The organism is Streptomyces griseicoloratus (genome assembly GCF_014534645.1).
Lineage (GTDB): Bacteria > Actinomycetota > Actinomycetes > Streptomycetales > Streptomycetaceae > Streptomyces > Streptomyces griseicoloratus.
This window is the reverse complement of sequence record NZ_JACVQF010000218.1, coordinates 54,506-71,406: the sequence shown is the minus strand read 5'-3', so window position 1 is coordinate 71,406 and position 16,901 is coordinate 54,506. Positions and strand designations below refer to the sequence as shown.

Below are 16,901 nucleotides of genomic sequence, written 5' to 3'. Positions count from 1 at the left end.
GGCGGATGTCCTACCGCTTCAGGACCTCGTCGATCCGGGCCAGCTCGTCCGCGCCGAAGTGCAGGTTGCGGATGGCCGAGACGCTGTCCGCCAGCTGCTCGGGGCTGCTGGCACCGACCAGGGCGGAGGTCACCCGGCCCTCGCGCAGCACCCACGCCAGCGCCATCTGGGCCAGCGACTGGCCGCGGGACGCCGCGATCTCGTTCAGGGTGCGCAGCCTGCCGACCAGCTCCTCGGTGACCGCGTCGGAGTTCAGGAACGGGCTGTCGCTCGCGGCGCGCGAGTCCTCCGGGATGCCGTCGAGGTAGCGGGCGGTCAGCAGGCCCTGCTCCAGCGGGGAGTAGGCGATGGAGCCGACCCGCAGTTCGTCGAGGGTGTCCAGGAGCCCTTCGCTCTCCGGACGCCGGTCGAGCATCGAGTAGCGCGGCTGGTGGATCAGCAGCGGTGTGCCGAGGTCCGCGAGAATGCGGGCGGCCTCGCGGGTCTGCTCCGGCGAGTAGTTGGAGACGCCGGCGTACAGCGCCTTGCCCTGCTGGACCGCCGAGTGCAGGGCGCCCATCGTCTCCTCCAGGGGAGTCTCCGGGTCCGGGCGGTGCGAGTAGAAGATGTCGACGTACTCCAGGCCCATCCGCTTCAGGCTCTGGTCGAGGGAGGAGAGCAGGTACTTGCGCGAGCCCCACTCGCCGTACGGGCCGGGCCACATCAGGTAGCCGGCCTTGGTGGAGATCACCAGCTCGTCGCGGTACGGCGTGAAGTCCGCCTTCAGCGCCTCGCCGAGGGCGGACTCGGCGGCACCGGGCGGCGGGCCGTAGTTGTTGGCCAGGTCGAAGTGGGTGACGCCGAGGTCGAAGGCGCGGCGCAGAATGGCGCGCTGGGTCTCGACGGGGCGGTCCGGGCCGAAGTTGTGCCACAGGCCGAGCGAGAGCGCGGGGAGTTTGAGGCCGCTGCGTCCGGTGCGCCGGTAGGGCATGTCCGCGTAGCGGTCGGGGTGTGCGGTGTACAACGCGACTCCAGTGGGGTTGGCACCAAAGGTGCCGGGTTTTCTGACGTGACCGGGTCCCACTCTTTCGCGGCCCGCGGGCAGTGGTCCAACAGAAGAATCCGATGGGATTCAGCGGATACGCTTCTCAATCATGGAACTGCGTCATCTCCAGCATTTCGTGGCGGTCGCCGAGGACCAGCACTTCACCCGGGCGGCCGAACGGCTGCTGGTGTCCCAGTCCGGGCTGTCGGCGTCCATCCGCTCGCTGGAGCGGGAGCTGCAGACGCCGCTGTTCGTGCGGACGACCCGCCGGGTGACGCTGACGGAGGCCGGGCGTGCGCTGCTGGGCGAGGCCCGGCGGATCCTGGCTCAGGTGCGGTCGGCGCACGAGGCGGTCGCCGCGGTGCAGGGCGTGCTGCGCGGCACGCTGTCGCTGGGCACCGAGCAGTGCGTGGCCGGGGTGTACGTGGCGGGGCTGCTGGCCGCGTTCCGGCGGCGCCATCCGGACGTGGAGATCCGGCTGCGGCAAGCGGGCTCGGGCGAACTGGCGGAGGAGGTCGCGGCCGGGCGGCTGGACCTGGCGTTCGCCTACCGGACGCAGGCGGACACGGACCAGCTGCGCTCGGTCTCGCTGGGCGGCGAGCCGATGACGGTGCTGTGCCACCCCGGCCACCGGCTGGCGGCCGGCGGGGCGGTGCTGACCCCGCAGGACCTCGCCGAGGAGGTCTTCGTCGACTTCCACCCCGACTGGGGTCCGCGGCGCGTCACCGACGCGGTGTTCGCGGCCGCGGGGGTACGGCGGACGGTGGCGCTGGAGGTGAACGACGTGCACGGGCTGCTCGACCTGATCGACGAGGACCTCGGCATCGCCGTCGTGCCGCGCCACTTCCGGCGCAAGCGGGACTCCCTGACGTCACTGCCGCTGAAGGACACCGGGGAGACGGCGTACGAGACGATCGCGCTGCTGCCGCCCGTGCAGGCCACCAGTCCGGCGGCACGCGCGCTCATGGGACTGCTGGAGACGGGGAGCGGGTGAGGGCGGACTGCGCGATGGTGGACCCATGCATGCCAAGGACATCCTCATCGAGGGCTACAGCCGCATCCGGGAAGAAGTCCACGCCGTCGTCGAGGGCCTGGACCCCGACGAGCTGAACGCCCGCCCGGCCGGTGACGCCAACTCCATCACGTGGCTGGTCTGGCACCTCACCCGGGTGCAGGACGACCACATGGCCGACGCCTTCGGGCTCGACCAGGTGTGGCTCGCCCAGGAGTGGGAGAAGCGGTTCGGCCTGGGGCTGCCGCGCCTCGACACCGGGTACGGCCACAGCTCGGCCAAGGTCGCGAAGGTGCGGGTCGACTCGGCGGACCTGCTGACCGGCTACTACGACGACGTGCACGAGCAGACGCTCGGCGCGCTGCGCTCCGTGGCCGCCAAGGACCTGGAGCGGATCGTGGACGAGAACTGGGACCCGCCGGTCACCCTGGGCGTGCGGCTGGTCAGCGTCCTGTCCGACGATCTGCAGCACGCCGGACAGGCCGCCTATGTACGGGGGCTCCTTCAGAGCGCCGCCTCGTAGCCCGGCAGGACGACGTCCTCGATCAGGGCCCTGCGCTCGTCGAACGGGATGAACGCGCTCTTGACCGCGTTCACCGTGACCGTGCGCAGGTCCTCGACCGTCCAGCCCGCCTGCTCGACCAGCAGGGACATCTCGCGGGTCATGGTCGTGCCGGAGACGAGCCGGTTGTCGGTGTTGAGGGTGACCCGGAAGCCGAGGTCCTTCAGCGCCGTGACCGGGTGCTCGGCGATCGAGGTCGCGGCGCCGGTCTGGAGGTTGGACGTCGGGCACATCTCCAGGGCGATGCGCCGGTCGCGCACCCAGCCGGCGAGACGGCCGAGCTTGCCGGACCCGAGGTCGGGGATGTCGTCGGTGATGCGCACACCGTGGCCGATGCGCTGGGCGCCGCACACCTGGAGGGCCTGGTGGATGCTGGGCAGGCCGTGCGCCTCCCCGGCGTGGATCGTGAACGGCACGTTCTCGCGGCGCAGGTACGCGAACGCGTCGAGGTGGTCGGCGGGCGGGAAGCCGTCCTCGGCGCCGGCGATGTCGAAGCCGACGACGCCGGCGTCCCGATAGGCGACGGCCAGCTCGGCGGCCTCCCGGACGCGGTCGAACATCCGCATGCCGCACAGCAGCGTGCCGACGCGTACGGGGGTCCCGGCCTCCGCGGCCTTCGCCATGCCGGCGGCCAGTCCCTCCTGGACGGTCTCGACGACCTCGCGCATCGTCAGCCCGCCGCGGGTGTTCAGCTCGGGGGCGTAGCGGACCTCACCGTAGACCACGCCGTCCGCGGCGAGGTCGAGGACGTACTCCTCGGCGGTGCGCAGCAGGCCCTCGCGGGTCTGCATGACGGCGAGGGTGTGCTCGAAGGTGGCTATGTAGCGCACCAGGTCACCCGAGTTGGCGGCCTCGTAGTACCAGGCGGCCAGCTCGTCGGGGTCGGTCGTGGGCAGCGTGTGGCCGACGGCCCCGGCCAGCTCCACCACGGTGGCGGGGCGCAGGCCGCCGTCGAGGTGGTCGTGCAGGACGGCCTTGGGGAGGCGGCGGATCAGGTCGGCGTCTATGCGCGTAGATGACATGGTGCGGTGGTTCCTCGGCGGGTCGGTGCGATGGGTTCGGGAGGTCAGGAGGCCGGCTGGAGCAGGTCCCAGCGGTTGCCGTACAGGTCCTGGAAGACGGCGACCGTGCCGTAGGTCTCGTGCCGGGGCTCCTCCAGGAAGGTCACGCCGGCGGCCAGCATGCGGGCGTGGTCGCGGGCGAAGTCGTCGGTGTACAGGAAGAAGCCGACGCGTCCGCCGGTCTGGTCGCCGACCCGGTCGCGCTGCGCCCCGCCCTTGGCGCGGGCCAGCAGCAGCGCGGTGCCCTCGCCCTGCACCCCGGGCTCCACGACGACCCAGCGGGAGCCGTCGGGGCGGGGGGCGTCCTCGGCGAGGCGGAAGCCGAGAGCCTCGGTGTAGAAGCGGATCGCCTCGTCGTAGTCGTCGACGACGAGGGTGACCAGGGCGATGCGGGTCATCTGGGCCTTCCGGGAGCAGCGATTGACGGGAGAGGTTATACGTAAAACTCTCTGGGCGCCAGTCTCCGGAAACCCCTGGTCGCCGGTCTCCGGCCCTACGCCTCGCGCCCGAGGCGCGACCGGCGCGGTCTCCGCTAGCGTCCCCGCCATGAAGATCACCGCTCCTCCGCGCGGCCCCGAGCGGCGCAAGCAGGACGTACTGGCCCGCCTGGAACGGGAGACCGACGTCTGGGTGGCCACGGCGGACGCCGACGGGCTGCCGTGCCTGGTCCCACTGTGGTTCGCCTGGCACGGCGAGTCCCTGTGGCTGGCGACGCGCCGGACCAACCCCACCGGCCGCAATCTGCGCGAGGGCGGCCGGGCGCGGCTGGCTTTCGGGCACACCCGGGACGTCGTACTGATCGACGGTGACGTGGAGACCTTCGGGGCGTCGGAGGTGCCCGCGGAGGCGGCCGGGGCGTTCCTCGCGAAGACCGGCTGGGATCCGCGCGAGGACAGCGCCCCGTACGCCTGGTTCCGGGTGCGTCCGCGTGCGGTCCAGGCCTGGCACGGGGTGCACGAGCTGAGGGGCCGGCACCTCATGCGGGACGGCGTCTGGACCGTCTGACCGCGGGCCGCCGGTTCAGCAGTACAGGTTGCCGCCCGGCGCGACGCCGAGTATCTGCGTGAACTGCTGGTACTTGGTCACGCGGCTCTGCACCTGCGCCGGGTTCCGGCCGTCGCACTCCAGGGAGCCGTTGATGGAGCGGATCGTCTGGCCGAAGCCGGCGCCGTTCACCATGGCGTTGTGCGGGGTCATGGTGCCCGGCCCGGACTGGGTGTTCCAGTACCACAGGGCCGTCTTCCAGGCCACGGCCGCGTCGTTCTGCACCAGCCAGGGGTTGTTCAGCAGGTCGATGCCGAGGGCGTCGCCCGCCGCCTTGTAGTTGAAGTTCCAGCTGAGCTGGATCGGGCCGCGCCCGTAGTAGGCGGCCTGTCCCGCCGGGCAGCCGTACGGCTGGCTCCAGTCGCAGTAGTGCGGGTAGTTGGCGGTGTTCTGCTCGACGACGTGCACCAGTCCGCCGGTCTCGTGACTGACGTTGGCGAGGAAGGCGGCGGCCTCCTGCTTCTTCGTCGTGTCGCTGCCGGTGTTGGCGAAGCCCGGGTAGGCACTGAGCGCGGCGGTCAGGCCGCGGTAGGTGTAGAAGGGATTCCGGTTCGGGAACATCTGGTTGAACTGGGCCTCGCTGACCACGAAGGTGCCGACCGGCGTCTGCGAGCCGCTGTCGCAGGCGTACGGTTCCCAGTACCAGGTGCTGATCGTCGGGTCGTAGCCCGGGTTGGCGTGCTCGGCGATGTAGGCCTTGCCGTCGGTGTAGCGCACGATGTCGCCGGCGTTGTAGGACTTGCCGGCCGTCCAGTTCGGGTAGCTGGAACACGCGGCGGCGGACGCCGTGGTGGCCGGCAGGAGCACGGGCACGGCTCCCGCGAGGGCGAGCACGGTCACCACGGCGGAGATACGACGTCTCGACACGGGTCTGCCTCCTTGGCGAGCACGGCCGTCCCCGGACAAGGACAGGGGGCAGGAGCCTTGTGCGCGCGTGCCGGTGGGACCGGCCACGGCGTGGGGGCGGCCGTGGTGGGGGGTGTGGAGGCACACTCAACCGCCTTGGTCTGTACCAGTCAAGGGTGTAGACCAGTTCAACTTCATTGAGTACCGGGCGGACTGGCGTGGCGTCAGCTCGCGGCGGCGGCCGGCACGGGAAGCGGGCCGGCCGTCAGGTCGTCGTACGGATGCCGCCACAGGCCCTCGGCGGCGAGGCGCGGCAGGACGCCCTCGCCGAACCAGTACGCCTCCTCCAGGTGCGGGTATCCGGAGAGGACGAACTCGTCGATGCCGAGCGCGTGGTACTCCCTGATCCGTTCGGCGACCTCGTCGTGGCTGCCGACCAGGGCGGTGCCCGCGCCCCCGCGCACCAGGCCGATGCCGGCCCACAGGTTGGGGTGGATCTCCAGCGCGTCGCGGGAGCCGCCGTGCAGGGCGAGCATGCGCCGCTGCCCCTCGGACTCGCTGCGGGCGAGAGAGTCCTGCACGGACCGCACGGTCTCCGGGTCGAAGCCGTCGAGGAGCCGTCCGGCCTCGGCCCAGGCCTGCTCGGAGGTGTCCCTGGTGATGACGTGCAGCCTGATGCCGAAGCGCAGGGTGCGGCCCTGCCGCGCGGCCAGCGCCCTGATCCGGTCGATCTTCTCGGCGACCTGCGCGGGCGGTTCGCCCCAGGTGAGGTACACATCGACGTGCCGGGCGGCGACCTCGCCCGCGATGGCCGAGGAGCCCCCGAAGTAGACCTCGGGCACCGGGTCCGGTACGCGCACGAGCCTCGCGTCCTCGACGCGAAGGTGCTCGCCGTGCAGGTCGACGGTCCCGCCCTCCCACAACCCGCGGAGGATCTGCAGGAATTCGCCGGTACGGCGGTAGCGGGCGTCCTTGTCGAGGAAGTCGCCGTGGGCCCGCTGCTCTTGGCTCTCACCGCCCGTGACGACGTTCAGGAGCAGCCGTCCGCCGCTCAGCCGCTGGAAGGTGGACGCCATCTGCGCGGCGAGCGTGGGCGACAGGAGCCCGGGGCGGAAGGCGATGAGGAACTTCAGGTGCTCGGTGTTCTGGCTGACCATCGCGGTGGTCAGCCACGCGTCCTCGCACCAGGCGCCGGTGGGGGTGAGCGCGCCGGCGAAGCCCAGGCTCTCGGCGGCACGGGCGATCTGGCTCAGGTAGGCCACCGTCGGCGGCCGGTCCCGTCCGGAGGCGGTGGCCGGGGAGCCGTGGCCGCCGCCGACGACGTGGCGGCTGTCGCCGTTGGTGGGCAGGAACCAGTGGAAGGTGAGGGACACGTGGGTCTCCGTTCGGGGACGTTCGTCGGTACGGGCCGGCCGGGCGGCGTGGGGCAACCGGACGTTGCCCCGAAGTGGTCCTCGGCGAGTGTTCGGCGAGCGGGGTGAGGGCCGGCGCACCTCTCCCCCTGCGGCCGCCGGCCCTCAGCTCGCCGCGGCCAGGACCGGGACGTGGACGCCCAGGGCCGCGGAGAACTGGTCGACCACATGGGCCAGGGCCTCCGCCGCCCCCGGGGCGATCGTGACCGAGCCGTCCTCGTGCGCGGTGATGTCCTTGTCGAGGGTGAACCAGCCCTGCACGATGTGCGCCGCGCCCATGGAGTTCAGGACCGGACGGAGCGCGTAGTCGATGGCCAGGACGTGGGCCGTGGAGCCGCCGGTGGCCAGCGGCAGCACCGTCTTGCCGGTGAGGGCGTACTGCGGGAGCAGATCGAGGAGCGCCTTCAGGACACCGGAGTACGACGCCTTGTAGACGGGCGTGCCGACGACGACCCCGTCGGCACGGGCGAACAGCTCGGTGGCCTCGACGATCGCGGGGTGCCGGAAGTCCGCGCCGAGCAGGGCGTCGGCGGGGACGGTGCGCACGTCGAGCGGGATCACCTCGTGGCCCTGGTCGGTCAGCCGGTCGTCGAGGTGGCGCAGCAGCCGGTTGGTGCGGGAGGTGGCGGAAGGGCTGCCGGAAACGGACAGGACGGTGGCCATGGGCCCTCTTTTCGGGACGGCGGAGCGCACGGCGCCGAGGGCGGCGCCCCGGTGGAAGCGGTCGGGGGGAAGGGGTCGGAACCGGCAGAAGACACCGTCGGGTTCGGCGTGGTCCTCGTTCAACGGGACGTGAGAGAGCGCCGTGCCGGGACGGTGGGAGGGAAGAACGCGCGCGGGGCCTTCGCGGCGCGGGAGGGGACGGCGGACCGGAGGGTCAGGCCGCGATGCGACAGAAGGCGCTGGAAACGCGTGCGAGGTCGACGTGGCGTCGCCGCGTGAGTTCCAGTCGCGTTGTCATGCCGTCGATCGTGACAGCGGCCGGCGAGAGCCGTCAAGGAGTACCCGGACGATCTCGTATCGCGGAACCGCAATTCACGAGGGTGTGACGTTCGGGATGCTGGCAGACCGTGCGGGACCCTCGCTGACCTCTACACATAAGGGAGAAATAAGCGCAGAATGTATGTACGCGGCGCTTACCGCATACCGCATCAGAGCGGTCGGCCTGCAAGTCAAAGGAGACGACTCATGGCCCACGTCTCGCACACCAGAGGTGACATCACCAGTCACCCTGATGCCTCGGAAATGCGGGCACGCTACGCCCGCATGCTCGGTGGTCGCGATGTGGCACTCGTGGACGGGCCGGTGTTCCTGCTCGGTCTGTACTGTGCCGTGTCCCCGTGGATCCTCCACTTCACGGCGAACCAGCCGGCGCTGGTGCCCCACAACCTGATCGTGGGTATCGCCATCGGACTGCTGGCCCTCGGGTTCACCAGGGCCCCGGAGCGCATGTACGGCCTCAGCTGGGCCATGTGCGCGATGGGTGTGTGGATGATCATCTCACCGTGGATCGTCGGCTCCAGCCCGGACGCCGGCGTCGTGTGGAACAACATCGTCATCGGCGTCCTGGCATTGGTCCTGGGACTGGTCTGCGCCGGCACGGCAGCGAGGAGCGTCCCAAGGCCGTAGGCACGCCGACAACCGGAACGCCGTGCAGGCCGGTCCGAACGAGGTACCGGCCTGCACGTGCCCCCTCGACCCTCCCGCCACCCGGCCCGTCGCCGCCCTGAAGGCGGACTGCGCCCGCCCGCAGCGGGAACACGCCTTGGTGCGGGGACTTGACGAAGAGGGGCGGAGATGGAGATCGACGGCATCATCAGTGCCATCGTCATCGGCGTCGTGATCGGCGTCCTGGGCCGACTGGTCGTCCCGGGCCGTCAGCGCATCGGCATCCTGTGGACGATCCTCGTGGGCATCGTGGCCGCGCTGATCGGCACCTGGATCGCCACCGCGCTCGACGTGGCCGACACCAAGGGCGTCGACTGGATCGAGTGGCTCATCCAGATCGCCCTCGCCGCGCTCGGCGTGGGCGCGCTGGACCGCTCGCGGGCACGTCGCTGACGAGGCGGGAGTCCGGCCGGGCGCGCCGGGCGTGATCCGGCGCGCCGCTCCCGCGCGTCCGCTCGGCCCGGCGCCTCACCGCGCGAGGCGTTCCGCGTACCAGGCCACGGTCGCCTCCACCGTGTCCGCGAGCGGCGTCGGAGCCACCCCGAAGGCGCGCTGGCAGGCGGAGGAGTCCATGATCTGGGGCTCCGTGTGCTGGTAGAACATCTCGGCGTACTCCGCCATGAACAGGTCGTCGAACGGCCCGAAGGGGCGGGCCTCTTCGAGGACCACGACGTTCAGGGGGCGGCCCACGCACTTCTCGATCATCGTGTGTATCTCACGCGTGCTGACGGCGGGCGCGGTGGGCAGGTGCCACACCCGGCCGTCGCCCTCCGGACGCTCGCCGAGGGTTGCGAGGCCGGCCGCCACGTCCCGGATGTCGGTGTGACTGTGCGGCAGGTCGATGTCCCCGAGCGCCAGGACCTCCCCGCCGGTGAGGGCACCGGGGAAGACGGCGGCGCCGAGGGAGGAGTTGAGCACGCCGGGGCCGACGAAGTCGGCGGAACGGCCGAGGACCACGCGTGCGCGGCCGGCGCGGTGCGCGGCGAGGTACCGCTCGTCGAGCTCGGCGCGCATCCGGCCCTTGCGGCTGGTCGCCTGCCACGGGCTGTCCTCGGTCATCACCGCTCCCCCGGTCTCCCCGTACGGATAGAGGGTGTCGAGCACGACCAGCCGGGCCCCGGACGCCTCGACCGCGGCCAGGACGGCCTCCTGCACGCGGGGCATCACCTCGACCTGGAGGTGATAGCCGACGTTGACGCAGTGGTACACGACGGCCGCCCCGCCCACGGCGGCCAGCGCGCCCTCGCGGGTGCTCACATCGGCGGCGAACCGCTCGACGCCTGCCGGCGCGGGACCGTCGCCCTTCCGGTCGACGAGGCGTACGGGGTGGCCGCGGCGGACCAGTTCCCCGGCGAGGGCGGTGCCGGCGGGGCCGGCTCCGAGGACGGTGTGCCGGGCCCGGGTCTGGGGGGTGGTGGTGGCGGACATGCCGGTCTCCTCGATTCTGTGAGCACTGCTCGCAACTGTTAGAGACAGTAACTCTCGCGATGAGCCATAGCAAGCGTGGGGCGCTCCGGCGGTCGTTAAGGTGTGTCACGAGACGAGAGGAGCCGCCCGTGAGCGGAAGCCGGCTGAGCCCGAGGGACCGTTACCGGGAGCAGACCCGGGCGGAGATCAAGGAGATCGCGCTCCGGCAGCTCGCCGAGGGCGGCACGACGGCGGTGGCGCTGACTCGCATCGCCAAGGAGGTCGGCCTGTCGGGTCCCGCGCTCTACCGCTACTTCGACAGCCGGGACGCCCTGCTCACCGATCTGATCCGGGACGCCTACACCGATCTGGCCGCCGCCGTGGGCGCCGCCGCGGACGCACTGCCGGCGGACACCTCGCCGCGTGCCCGGCTGCGGGCGCTGGCGGCGGCCTGCCGCACCTGGGCGGTGGCGCAACCGCACCGCTATCTGCTGATCGAGGGCACACCGGTGCCGGGGTACAGCGCACCGCCGGACACGCTCGACAGCGCCCGGGCGGTGCTCGGACCGTTCCTGCCGGCGTTCGCGGGGGGCGAGCCGTCGGCGGCGGTGCGTCCGGTGGCCGAGCAGATGCGGACGTGGGCCGCCGGTGACGCGGCGGTCGCCGAGTGGGCCGCGCGGCACGTGCCCGCCGGGGACGAGGCCGTCGCGCTGGCCGGCGCCGTGCTCGCCTGGACCGGCCTGCACGGGGTGATCGGGCTGGAGGTCGCGGGCCAGTTCGCCGGGATGGGGCACGACGGCGCCACCCTGCTCACCGCCCAGTTCGACGCGCTGGCGGACGCGTTCGGTCTCCGCTGAGCGCTGGATTGGAACACGTAGAGTGCCGGGAGGGAACGGATCACGAGGAGGGTCGTAGGCCGATGGTCGTGAAGGATGCCGAGCTGCCGTACCTGCGCCGCTGCGTGGAGCTGGCGGCCGAGGCGCTGGACGCCGGTGACGAGCCGTTCGGCTCGGTCCTGGTGGGCTCGGACGGCAGGGTGCTGGCCGAGGACCACAACCGGGTGGCCTCCGGCGACCGCACCCGCCATCCCGAGTTCGAGCTCGCGCGCTGGGCCGCGGCCCACCTCGCTCCCGAGGAGCGGGCGGCCGCGACGGTGTACACGTCCGGCGAGCACTGTCCGATGTGTGCCGCCGCCCATGCCTGGGTGGGGCTCGGCCGCATCGTCTACGTCGCCTCTTCGGAGCAGCTCACGGCCTGGCTCGCCGAGCTGGACGTACCCGCCCCGCCCGTGCGGGCGCTGCCGGTGCGGGAGGTCGCCCCCGGCGTGGTGGTGGAGGGTCCCGTTCCCGGACTCGCGGACGAGGTGCGGGCCTTGCACCACCGCTTCCACCGCGGGCGCGGCTGACGGCGGCCGTACGCCGGCGGGCGGACGGCGAAGACGGCCCGTGTCCGCCGAACCGGCCGGGCGGCACGTCCGGCCCGCCGCCGTCGGGCAGGGCGGGCCGGCGGGGCCGTGTCTCCCGCCGTCCCGGACCGGCCCGGCGCGATCGCTCGTCGTCCGGTCCGGGACGTCGTCGCCCGCTCGGTGTCCGGCACGAGGATGCCGGGCCGGTACCCGCGGTGCGTGCACCCTCCGGCGGCGTCGAGGGGGTCCACCGGGGCGACCGGACACGCGGGCGGGCCGGTGCGGGGCGGGCACGGCCGGTGGACGGGTAGCGGCGGGCGCCGGGCCGGAGGGCCGCCGCGCGCCCGGGGCGGCGTCAGTCGCCCGTCCGCGGCCGGAAGCGCCGGTAGAGGACGGCTCCGCCGATGACCAGGGCAGCTCCGCCGGCGAGGGCGGGCAGGGTCTGGTCGGCTCCCGTGTGCGCGAGGGCCGCCTCGGCGCGCGGCGGAGCGGCCTGCGGGGCCGGTGCGGGCTGTGCACGCTCCTCGGTGGGCTCGCTCGGCTCCGGTTCCTCGGGGCGGGCCGGGGTCTCGGGGCCGTCGCCGCCGTTCACGGACTGGTTGCCGACGGCCGGGTTGCCGATTCCGGCCACGTTCACCGTGTTGCCGCTGACGTTCACCGGGGCGTGGACGGGCAGCTGGACGCCGTTGCCGGAGAGCACGCCCGGCGAGTCCGACGCGGCGCCCTCGGCGACCGCTCCGCCGGAGGAGCTGCCGCCGGACGTACCGCCCTGCTCGCTCGCCGTGCTGCCGGACCCGGTGTTGGCGCAGCTGTTGCCCGCCGCCGGATTGAGGAGCCCGACCACGTTCACGGTGTTCCCGCACACGTTCACCGGTACGTCCACCGGGACCTGGACGGTGTTGCCGGAGATCAGCCCGGGCGAGCCGGCCGCGGAGCCGGCCGCGCCGGCTCCGTCGGACGCGAAGGCCGCGTACGCCGGCATGGTCACGGCCATCGCGCCGGAGGCGGCGACGGCGAGCACACCGTTTCGGGTAACCCTTCTCATGAGGTTCCCTGCCTTCCAGAAATGATCGCGGGCGCTCGCCCGCACCGGGTAAAACGCGGGCGCACCATCCGAGTTATGGCTTATCGGTCTTTCACTCCATCGAGTGGCCGGGTTGTCGAACTGGCGGCAGATCCGAGCGCGGCCCACGGCGGGCGGTCCGCCCGGAGGCGGCGCGTCCGGGGGCCGCCTATGGTGTGTGTTCGAGGGCACCGATCCACGGTCCGCGACGCGGCACCCAGGAGGCATCGATGCTGGCCAAGCCGTCGACCCGGTCCACGGTCCGGCGCTGCGCGGTCGCCGGGGCACTCGGTCTGACCCTGCTGGCCGCGGGCCTGCCCACCGCCGGCGCGGACGACGACGGCCCCGATCTGTCCCGGTTCCACAACCAGAAGATCAAGTGGTCGGCCTGCGAGGGCATGGACGTGTCCAAAGACCTGCAGTGCGGGAAGGTCACCGTTCCTCTCGACTACTCCCGGCCCGACGCGGAGACGCTCGACCTGGCGCTCGCCCGGTACCGGGCGACCGGCGACTCGCGGGGCTCGGTGCTGCTGAACTTCGGCGGTCCCGGCGCTTCCGGCGTCAGCGAACTCGCCACCAGCGGCAAGAACTTCATGCACCTGACCAACGGCTACGACGTGGTGTCCTTCGATCCCCGTGGCGTGGGCCGGTCCTCGCCCGTCACCTGCGGCCCGGCCACCGTGGACATCGTGGAGGCGACCGACGGGGACGAGGAGATGGCGGATCCGCACGACGTGCTCCGGCAGCTGCGCGACGCGGCCGCGGAGTGCGAGAAGCGTTCCGGCCCCGTCATGCGCCACATGGGCACGGTCGACGCCGCGCGCGACATGGACGTGATGCGCCGGGCACTGGGCGACGGCAAGCTCAACTACCTGGGCTTCTCGTACGGGACGAGGCTGGGCGCGGTGTACGCCGCCCAGTTCCCCGACAAGGTGGGCCGCGTGGTGCTGGACGGGGTGGACACGCTGACGGAACCCCTGGCCAGGCAGGGACTGGCCGGCGCGCGGGGGCAGCAGAACGCGCTGGAGAACTTCCTCGACTGGTGCGCCGAGGACATCGCCTGCCCGTTCGGGCAGGACCCCCGCAGCTCCCGGCGCCAGGTCGAGCAGCTCGTCGCGTCGCTCGACGCGGACCCGGTGCCGTCCGCCTTCGGTGAGCCGTTCTCCGGGCAGGACCTGGTGGGAGCCGTCGGGCAGGCGCTCTACAGCAGGCAGCTGTGGCCCACGCTGGAGCGCGCCCTCGCGCAGCTGATCGAGCACGGCGACACCAGCGGTCTGGAGGGCTTCGTCTCCGGCGGCGTCAACCTGCCCGTCCGGCGGGACGACGACGGCGACCTCAGTGACGAGGAGGACATCCCCCTCGACAACCTGCCGGCGGCGCTGATGGCGATCAACTGCGCGGACGACCCCGACCGCCCCTCCGCCGAGCAGGTCACCCGGTCCCTGGGCCCGCTGCGCCGGCAGTACGAGGAGGCGTCCGCGATATTCGGCCCCTACCGGCTCGTCCAGGTGCTGATGTGCTACGGCCGGCCGAAGGGCACCGACTACATCCGCGAGGACGTGAAGGACCTCGACACCGCCAGGATGCTGCTCGTCGGCACGCGCGGCGACCCGGCGACGCCGTACCGCTGGACGGAGGAGACGGCCGAGCGGCTCGGCCCGTCGGCCGTGGTGCTCGACAACAAGGGCGAGGGCCACACCGGCTACGCGTCGTCCAAGTGCGTGCACCGCAAGGTCGACGACTTCCTGCTGTACGGCTCCCTGCCGCCCGACGGCAGCTCCTGCGGGTCCGAGGACGACGCGGGCCGCAGCGGCGGCTGATCCGGAACCACGCGGGCGGGCCGGCAGCCGAACCGGCGACTTGCTCCGAATGCCCGATACGCGCATCCGCCCTATCGTGCTGACATGGAGCACGATCTCAGTCCCGCCACCCTCGCCGAGCTGCGGCGGCCCCGCCCGTATCCGGCGGTGTCCGTGCTGACGCCGACGCACCGCCGCGAGCCGAACAACGCCCAGGACCCGGTACGGCTGCGCAACGCGGTCGCCGAGGCCAAGAAACAGCTGGAGGACGATCCCTCGGTCACCCGGGAGCGGCGCATCGAGGTCTCCCGGGAACTCGACCGGGCCCTCACCGAGGTCGATCTGGCGCACGCCGAGGACGGATTGGCGATCTTCGCCGCTCCGGGCGAGCACCAGGTGTGGACCCTCGCCCGTTCCGTGCCGGAGCGCGTGGTGCTCTCGGACACGTTCCTCACCCGCAACCTCGTCGCCGCGCAGACCGCCGAGCGGCCGTTCTGGGTGCTGTCGGTCGCCGCCGACCGCGTGGCCCTGTGGAACGGCGGCGTCGACCGCGTCGTCGAGGAGCGCACCGGCGGCTTCCCGATGGACCGGCCCCCCGAGAACTTCGACCCCGAACGCCAGGAACGGATCGGGGACACGCCCAGCACCTTCCGGGACGAGACCACCCGCCGGTTCCTGCGCGACGCCGACGCGGCCATGGCCAAGGTGCTGCGGACGCACCCGCGGCCGCTGTACATCACCGGCCCGCAGCCCGCCCTGTCCCTGCTCGACGAGGCCGGCGGCATCGCCAGGGACGCGGTCCTCGTGCCGCGCGGCGGACTCGCCCACGGCGGCACCGCCGAGGGCGTGTGGCAGGCGGTGCACCCGGTGCTCGCCGAGGAGGCCCGCGGCTCCGCCGCCGCGGTGGCCAAGGAGCTGGAGGCGGCCCGCGGGCGCAAGGACTACGCGGCCGGGGTCGACGAGCTGTGGCAGAGCGCCCGGTCGGGCCGTGTACGGCTGCTGGCGGTCGAGGAGAACTACCGGGTGACGGTGCGCGACGCCGGTGACCATCTCATCCCGGCGGAGAGCGGCGACCTCGACGCCCGCGAGGACATCGTGGACGAGATCGTCGAGCAGTGCCTGGAGACGGGCGCCGACGTCCGCTTCGTACCGGACGGCACGCTGGGGGACGCGAACGGCATCGCGGGAGTGCTGCGGTACTGAGGCACCCGCCGTCCACCGCGCCGTACCGCCCCTCTTGACGACCATGAAACCCTGTTCGCCGTGCAGGTGCCCGCCCCTCGCGGGCGCGCGGCGAACAGGGAAGGAGCCGGCGGAGCGTGAGTGAGCTGCTGGGTGTGGCGGTCCTCGGTGCGGGACACATGGGGGCCGATCACGTACGACGTCTCGACCGCGTGGTGAGCGGCGCCAGGGTGGCCGCCGTGGCCGACCCCGACGCCGAGCGGGCGAAGGCCGCCGTGGCCGGGATGGACGGGGTCGCCACGCACACGGAGGCCGAGGCCGCGCTCGACGCGCCCGGCGTCGAGGCCGTGCTGATCGCCTCGCCCGGCGAGGCGCACGAGGAGGCGCTGCTCGCGGCCTTCGCGCGGGGGCTGCCGGTGCTGTGCGAGAAGCCGATGGTGCCCGGCTCCGCGGGCGCGCTGCGCGTGGTGGAGGCGGAGGCGCGGCTGGGCCGGAGGCTGGCGCAGATCGGGTTCATGCGGCGCTACGACGCCGAGTACCGGCAGCTGAAGTCGCTGCTGGACGGCGGGCGGCTGGGGCGTCCGCTCATGCTGCACTGCACCCATCGCAACGTGGCCTCGCCGCCCGGCTTCACCTCCGCGATGCTGGTCGAGAGCTCGGTGTCGCACGAGATCGACGCGGCCCGCTGGCTGCTCGGCCAGGAGCTGACCGCGGTGACCGTGCTCCGGCCGCGCCCGTCGGCGGGGGCGCCCGAGGGCCTGCTCGATCCGCAGTTCGTGCTCTTCGAGACCGAGGGGGGCGCCCTGGTCGACGTGGAGGTCTTCGTCAACTGCGGCTTCGGCTACGAGGTGCGCTGCGAGGCGGTCTGCGAGGCGGGCAGCGCCCGGATCGGCGACGCGCACACGATGGTCGTGACGGAGGCGGGCGGCAGCCGCGAGGAGGTGCCGCAGGACTACCTCGTCCGGTTCGCGGACGCCTACGACCGCGAGGTGCAGGCGTGGGTCGACGCCACCCGGCGGGGACGGGTCACCGGTGCGAGTGCCTGGGACGGGTATGCCGCCTCGGCGGTCGCCGAGGCAGGGGTGCGGGCGCTGGAGACCGGTGTCCGGACGGCCGTCGACCTGGCCGGGCGCCCGGCGCTGTACGACCCGTCGTAGAACACGAGTCCGGCGAACACCAGAACGACGACGGCGTGACACGGGGCACTCCCCCAAGTTCCGTAGAATTCCTGGGACTTGGACTCCGTGGCACGTACGTCATTCGTCCGCCGAAGTCGCTCCGGGAAGACGCTGGCATATGCCGGAAGCACCACCGTATCGTGTCTTGCCAAATCCCTTACAGGGCGTCGAGGGCTGTGCAACAGTCGTAACGGTCCTTCCGTCAGCCTCGGTTCCGCCTTGGTCAAGTACCGTCTGC

General features: G+C 72.5%; 19 protein-coding genes. 10 read left to right on the top strand and 9 right to left on the bottom strand.

Going from position 1 to position 16,901, the window contains the following annotated elements:
- Positions 1 to 10: 10 nt before the first annotated feature.
- The gene (mgrA, locus tag H0H10_RS27205; protein ID WP_188183768.1) at positions 11 to 1,003 is read right to left on the bottom strand and encodes an L-glyceraldehyde 3-phosphate reductase; all 993 of its coding nucleotides are present in this window, start codon (positions 1,001 to 1,003) and stop codon (positions 11 to 13) included.
- A 130-nt stretch (positions 1,004 to 1,133) separates the two neighbouring features.
- Between mgrA and H0H10_RS27200 the strand changes: the two genes are divergently transcribed.
- Both H0H10_RS27200 and H0H10_RS27195 read left to right on the top strand, forming a co-directional pair.
- The gene (locus tag H0H10_RS27200) at positions 1,134 to 2,018 is read left to right on the top strand and encodes a LysR family transcriptional regulator (protein ID WP_188183767.1); all 885 of its coding nucleotides are present in this window, start codon (positions 1,134 to 1,136) and stop codon (positions 2,016 to 2,018) included.
- Positions 2,019 to 2,043: 25 nt separating this feature from the next.
- Entirely contained in the window at positions 2,044 to 2,559 is a 516-nt protein-coding gene (locus H0H10_RS27195; RefSeq protein ID WP_188183766.1) for a mycothiol transferase, read from the top strand.
- Here H0H10_RS27195 and H0H10_RS27190 read toward each other — a convergent pair.
- Together H0H10_RS27190 and H0H10_RS27185 are read right to left on the bottom strand one after the other, a co-directional pair.
- On the bottom strand, positions 2,541 to 3,620 hold the full coding sequence (locus H0H10_RS27190; RefSeq protein WP_188183765.1) for an adenosine deaminase: 1,080 nt from the start codon (positions 3,618 to 3,620) through the stop codon (positions 2,541 to 2,543). The two genes, H0H10_RS27195 and H0H10_RS27190, sit on opposite strands and share 19 nt — an antisense overlap.
- A gap of 44 nt (positions 3,621 to 3,664) precedes the next feature.
- Positions 3,665 to 4,057 (bottom strand): VOC family protein, encoded by a 393-nt coding sequence (locus H0H10_RS27185; protein ID WP_188183764.1) that lies wholly within the window; start codon positions 4,055 to 4,057, stop codon positions 3,665 to 3,667.
- A gap of 148 nt (positions 4,058 to 4,205) precedes the next feature.
- On the opposite strand from H0H10_RS27185, the gene H0H10_RS27180 reads away from it, so the two are divergent.
- On the top strand, positions 4,206 to 4,664 hold the full coding sequence (locus H0H10_RS27180; protein ID WP_188183763.1) for a pyridoxamine 5'-phosphate oxidase family protein: 459 nt from the start codon (positions 4,206 to 4,208) through the stop codon (positions 4,662 to 4,664).
- 15 nt (positions 4,665 to 4,679) lie between these two features.
- Here the strand turns inward: H0H10_RS27180 and H0H10_RS27175 are convergent, their stop codons facing one another.
- The 4 genes from H0H10_RS27175 to H0H10_RS41315 form a co-directional block, all read right to left on the bottom strand.
- Positions 4,680 to 5,570 carry a glycoside hydrolase family 19 protein gene (locus H0H10_RS27175; protein WP_188183762.1) on the bottom strand — a complete coding sequence of 297 codons (891 nt, stop codon included), beginning with the start codon at positions 5,568 to 5,570 and terminating at the stop codon, positions 4,680 to 4,682.
- A 203-nt stretch (positions 5,571 to 5,773) separates the two neighbouring features.
- Positions 5,774 to 6,922 (bottom strand): LLM class flavin-dependent oxidoreductase, encoded by a 1,149-nt coding sequence (locus tag H0H10_RS27170; RefSeq protein ID WP_188183761.1) that lies wholly within the window; start codon positions 6,920 to 6,922, stop codon positions 5,774 to 5,776.
- A gap of 144 nt (positions 6,923 to 7,066) precedes the next feature.
- Complete coding sequence (gene ssuE / locus H0H10_RS27165; RefSeq protein ID WP_188183760.1) at positions 7,067 to 7,624, bottom strand: NADPH-dependent FMN reductase; 558 nt, start codon at positions 7,622 to 7,624, stop codon at positions 7,067 to 7,069.
- Positions 7,625 to 7,838: 214 nt separating this feature from the next.
- A complete protein-coding gene (locus H0H10_RS41315) occupies positions 7,839 to 7,922 on the bottom strand; it encodes a putative leader peptide (RefSeq protein WP_365655653.1) in 84 nt (27 codons plus the stop codon).
- Positions 7,923 to 8,149: 227 nt separating this feature from the next.
- Here H0H10_RS41315 and H0H10_RS27160 point away from each other — a divergent pair, with 227 nt between their 5' ends.
- Entirely contained in the window at positions 8,150 to 8,590 is a 441-nt protein-coding gene (locus H0H10_RS27160) for an SPW repeat protein (RefSeq protein ID WP_188183759.1), read from the top strand.
- A 168-nt stretch (positions 8,591 to 8,758) separates the two neighbouring features.
- Complete coding sequence (locus H0H10_RS27155; RefSeq protein WP_188183758.1) at positions 8,759 to 9,022, top strand: GlsB/YeaQ/YmgE family stress response membrane protein; 264 nt, start codon at positions 8,759 to 8,761, stop codon at positions 9,020 to 9,022.
- A gap of 75 nt (positions 9,023 to 9,097) precedes the next feature.
- Here the strand turns inward: H0H10_RS27155 and H0H10_RS27150 are convergent, their stop codons facing one another.
- Positions 9,098 to 10,057, bottom strand: a complete 960-nt coding sequence (locus tag H0H10_RS27150; RefSeq protein ID WP_188183757.1) for an NAD-dependent epimerase/dehydratase family protein — start codon at positions 10,055 to 10,057, stop codon at positions 9,098 to 9,100.
- 128 nt (positions 10,058 to 10,185) lie between these two features.
- On the opposite strand from H0H10_RS27150, the gene H0H10_RS27145 reads away from it, so the two are divergent.
- The gene (locus H0H10_RS27145; RefSeq protein ID WP_309141908.1) at positions 10,186 to 10,893 is read left to right on the top strand and encodes a TetR/AcrR family transcriptional regulator; all 708 of its coding nucleotides are present in this window, start codon (positions 10,186 to 10,188) and stop codon (positions 10,891 to 10,893) included.
- 62 nt (positions 10,894 to 10,955) lie between these two features.
- A complete protein-coding gene (locus tag H0H10_RS27140; RefSeq protein ID WP_188183755.1) occupies positions 10,956 to 11,441 on the top strand; it encodes a nucleoside deaminase in 486 nt (161 codons plus the stop codon).
- Positions 11,442 to 11,796: 355 nt separating this feature from the next.
- On the opposite strand, the gene H0H10_RS40790 is transcribed toward H0H10_RS27140, so the two are convergent.
- Entirely contained in the window at positions 11,797 to 12,486 is a 690-nt protein-coding gene (locus H0H10_RS40790) for a chaplin (protein WP_188183754.1), read from the bottom strand.
- Positions 12,487 to 12,734: 248 nt separating this feature from the next.
- Between H0H10_RS40790 and H0H10_RS27130 the strand changes: the two genes are divergently transcribed.
- From H0H10_RS27130 to H0H10_RS27120, 3 genes are all read left to right on the top strand, one after another.
- On the top strand, positions 12,735 to 14,324 hold the full coding sequence (locus H0H10_RS27130) for an alpha/beta hydrolase (protein WP_188183753.1): 1,590 nt from the start codon (positions 12,735 to 12,737) through the stop codon (positions 14,322 to 14,324).
- Positions 14,325 to 14,408: 84 nt separating this feature from the next.
- Positions 14,409 to 15,506, top strand: coding sequence for a baeRF3 domain-containing protein (locus H0H10_RS27125; protein WP_188183752.1), 1,098 nt, complete (start codon positions 14,409 to 14,411; stop codon positions 15,504 to 15,506).
- 116 nt (positions 15,507 to 15,622) lie between these two features.
- Positions 15,623 to 16,642 carry a Gfo/Idh/MocA family protein gene (locus H0H10_RS27120; protein ID WP_188183751.1) on the top strand — a complete coding sequence of 340 codons (1,020 nt, stop codon included), beginning with the start codon at positions 15,623 to 15,625 and terminating at the stop codon, positions 16,640 to 16,642.
- The last annotated feature ends 259 nt before the right edge of the window (positions 16,643 to 16,901 follow it).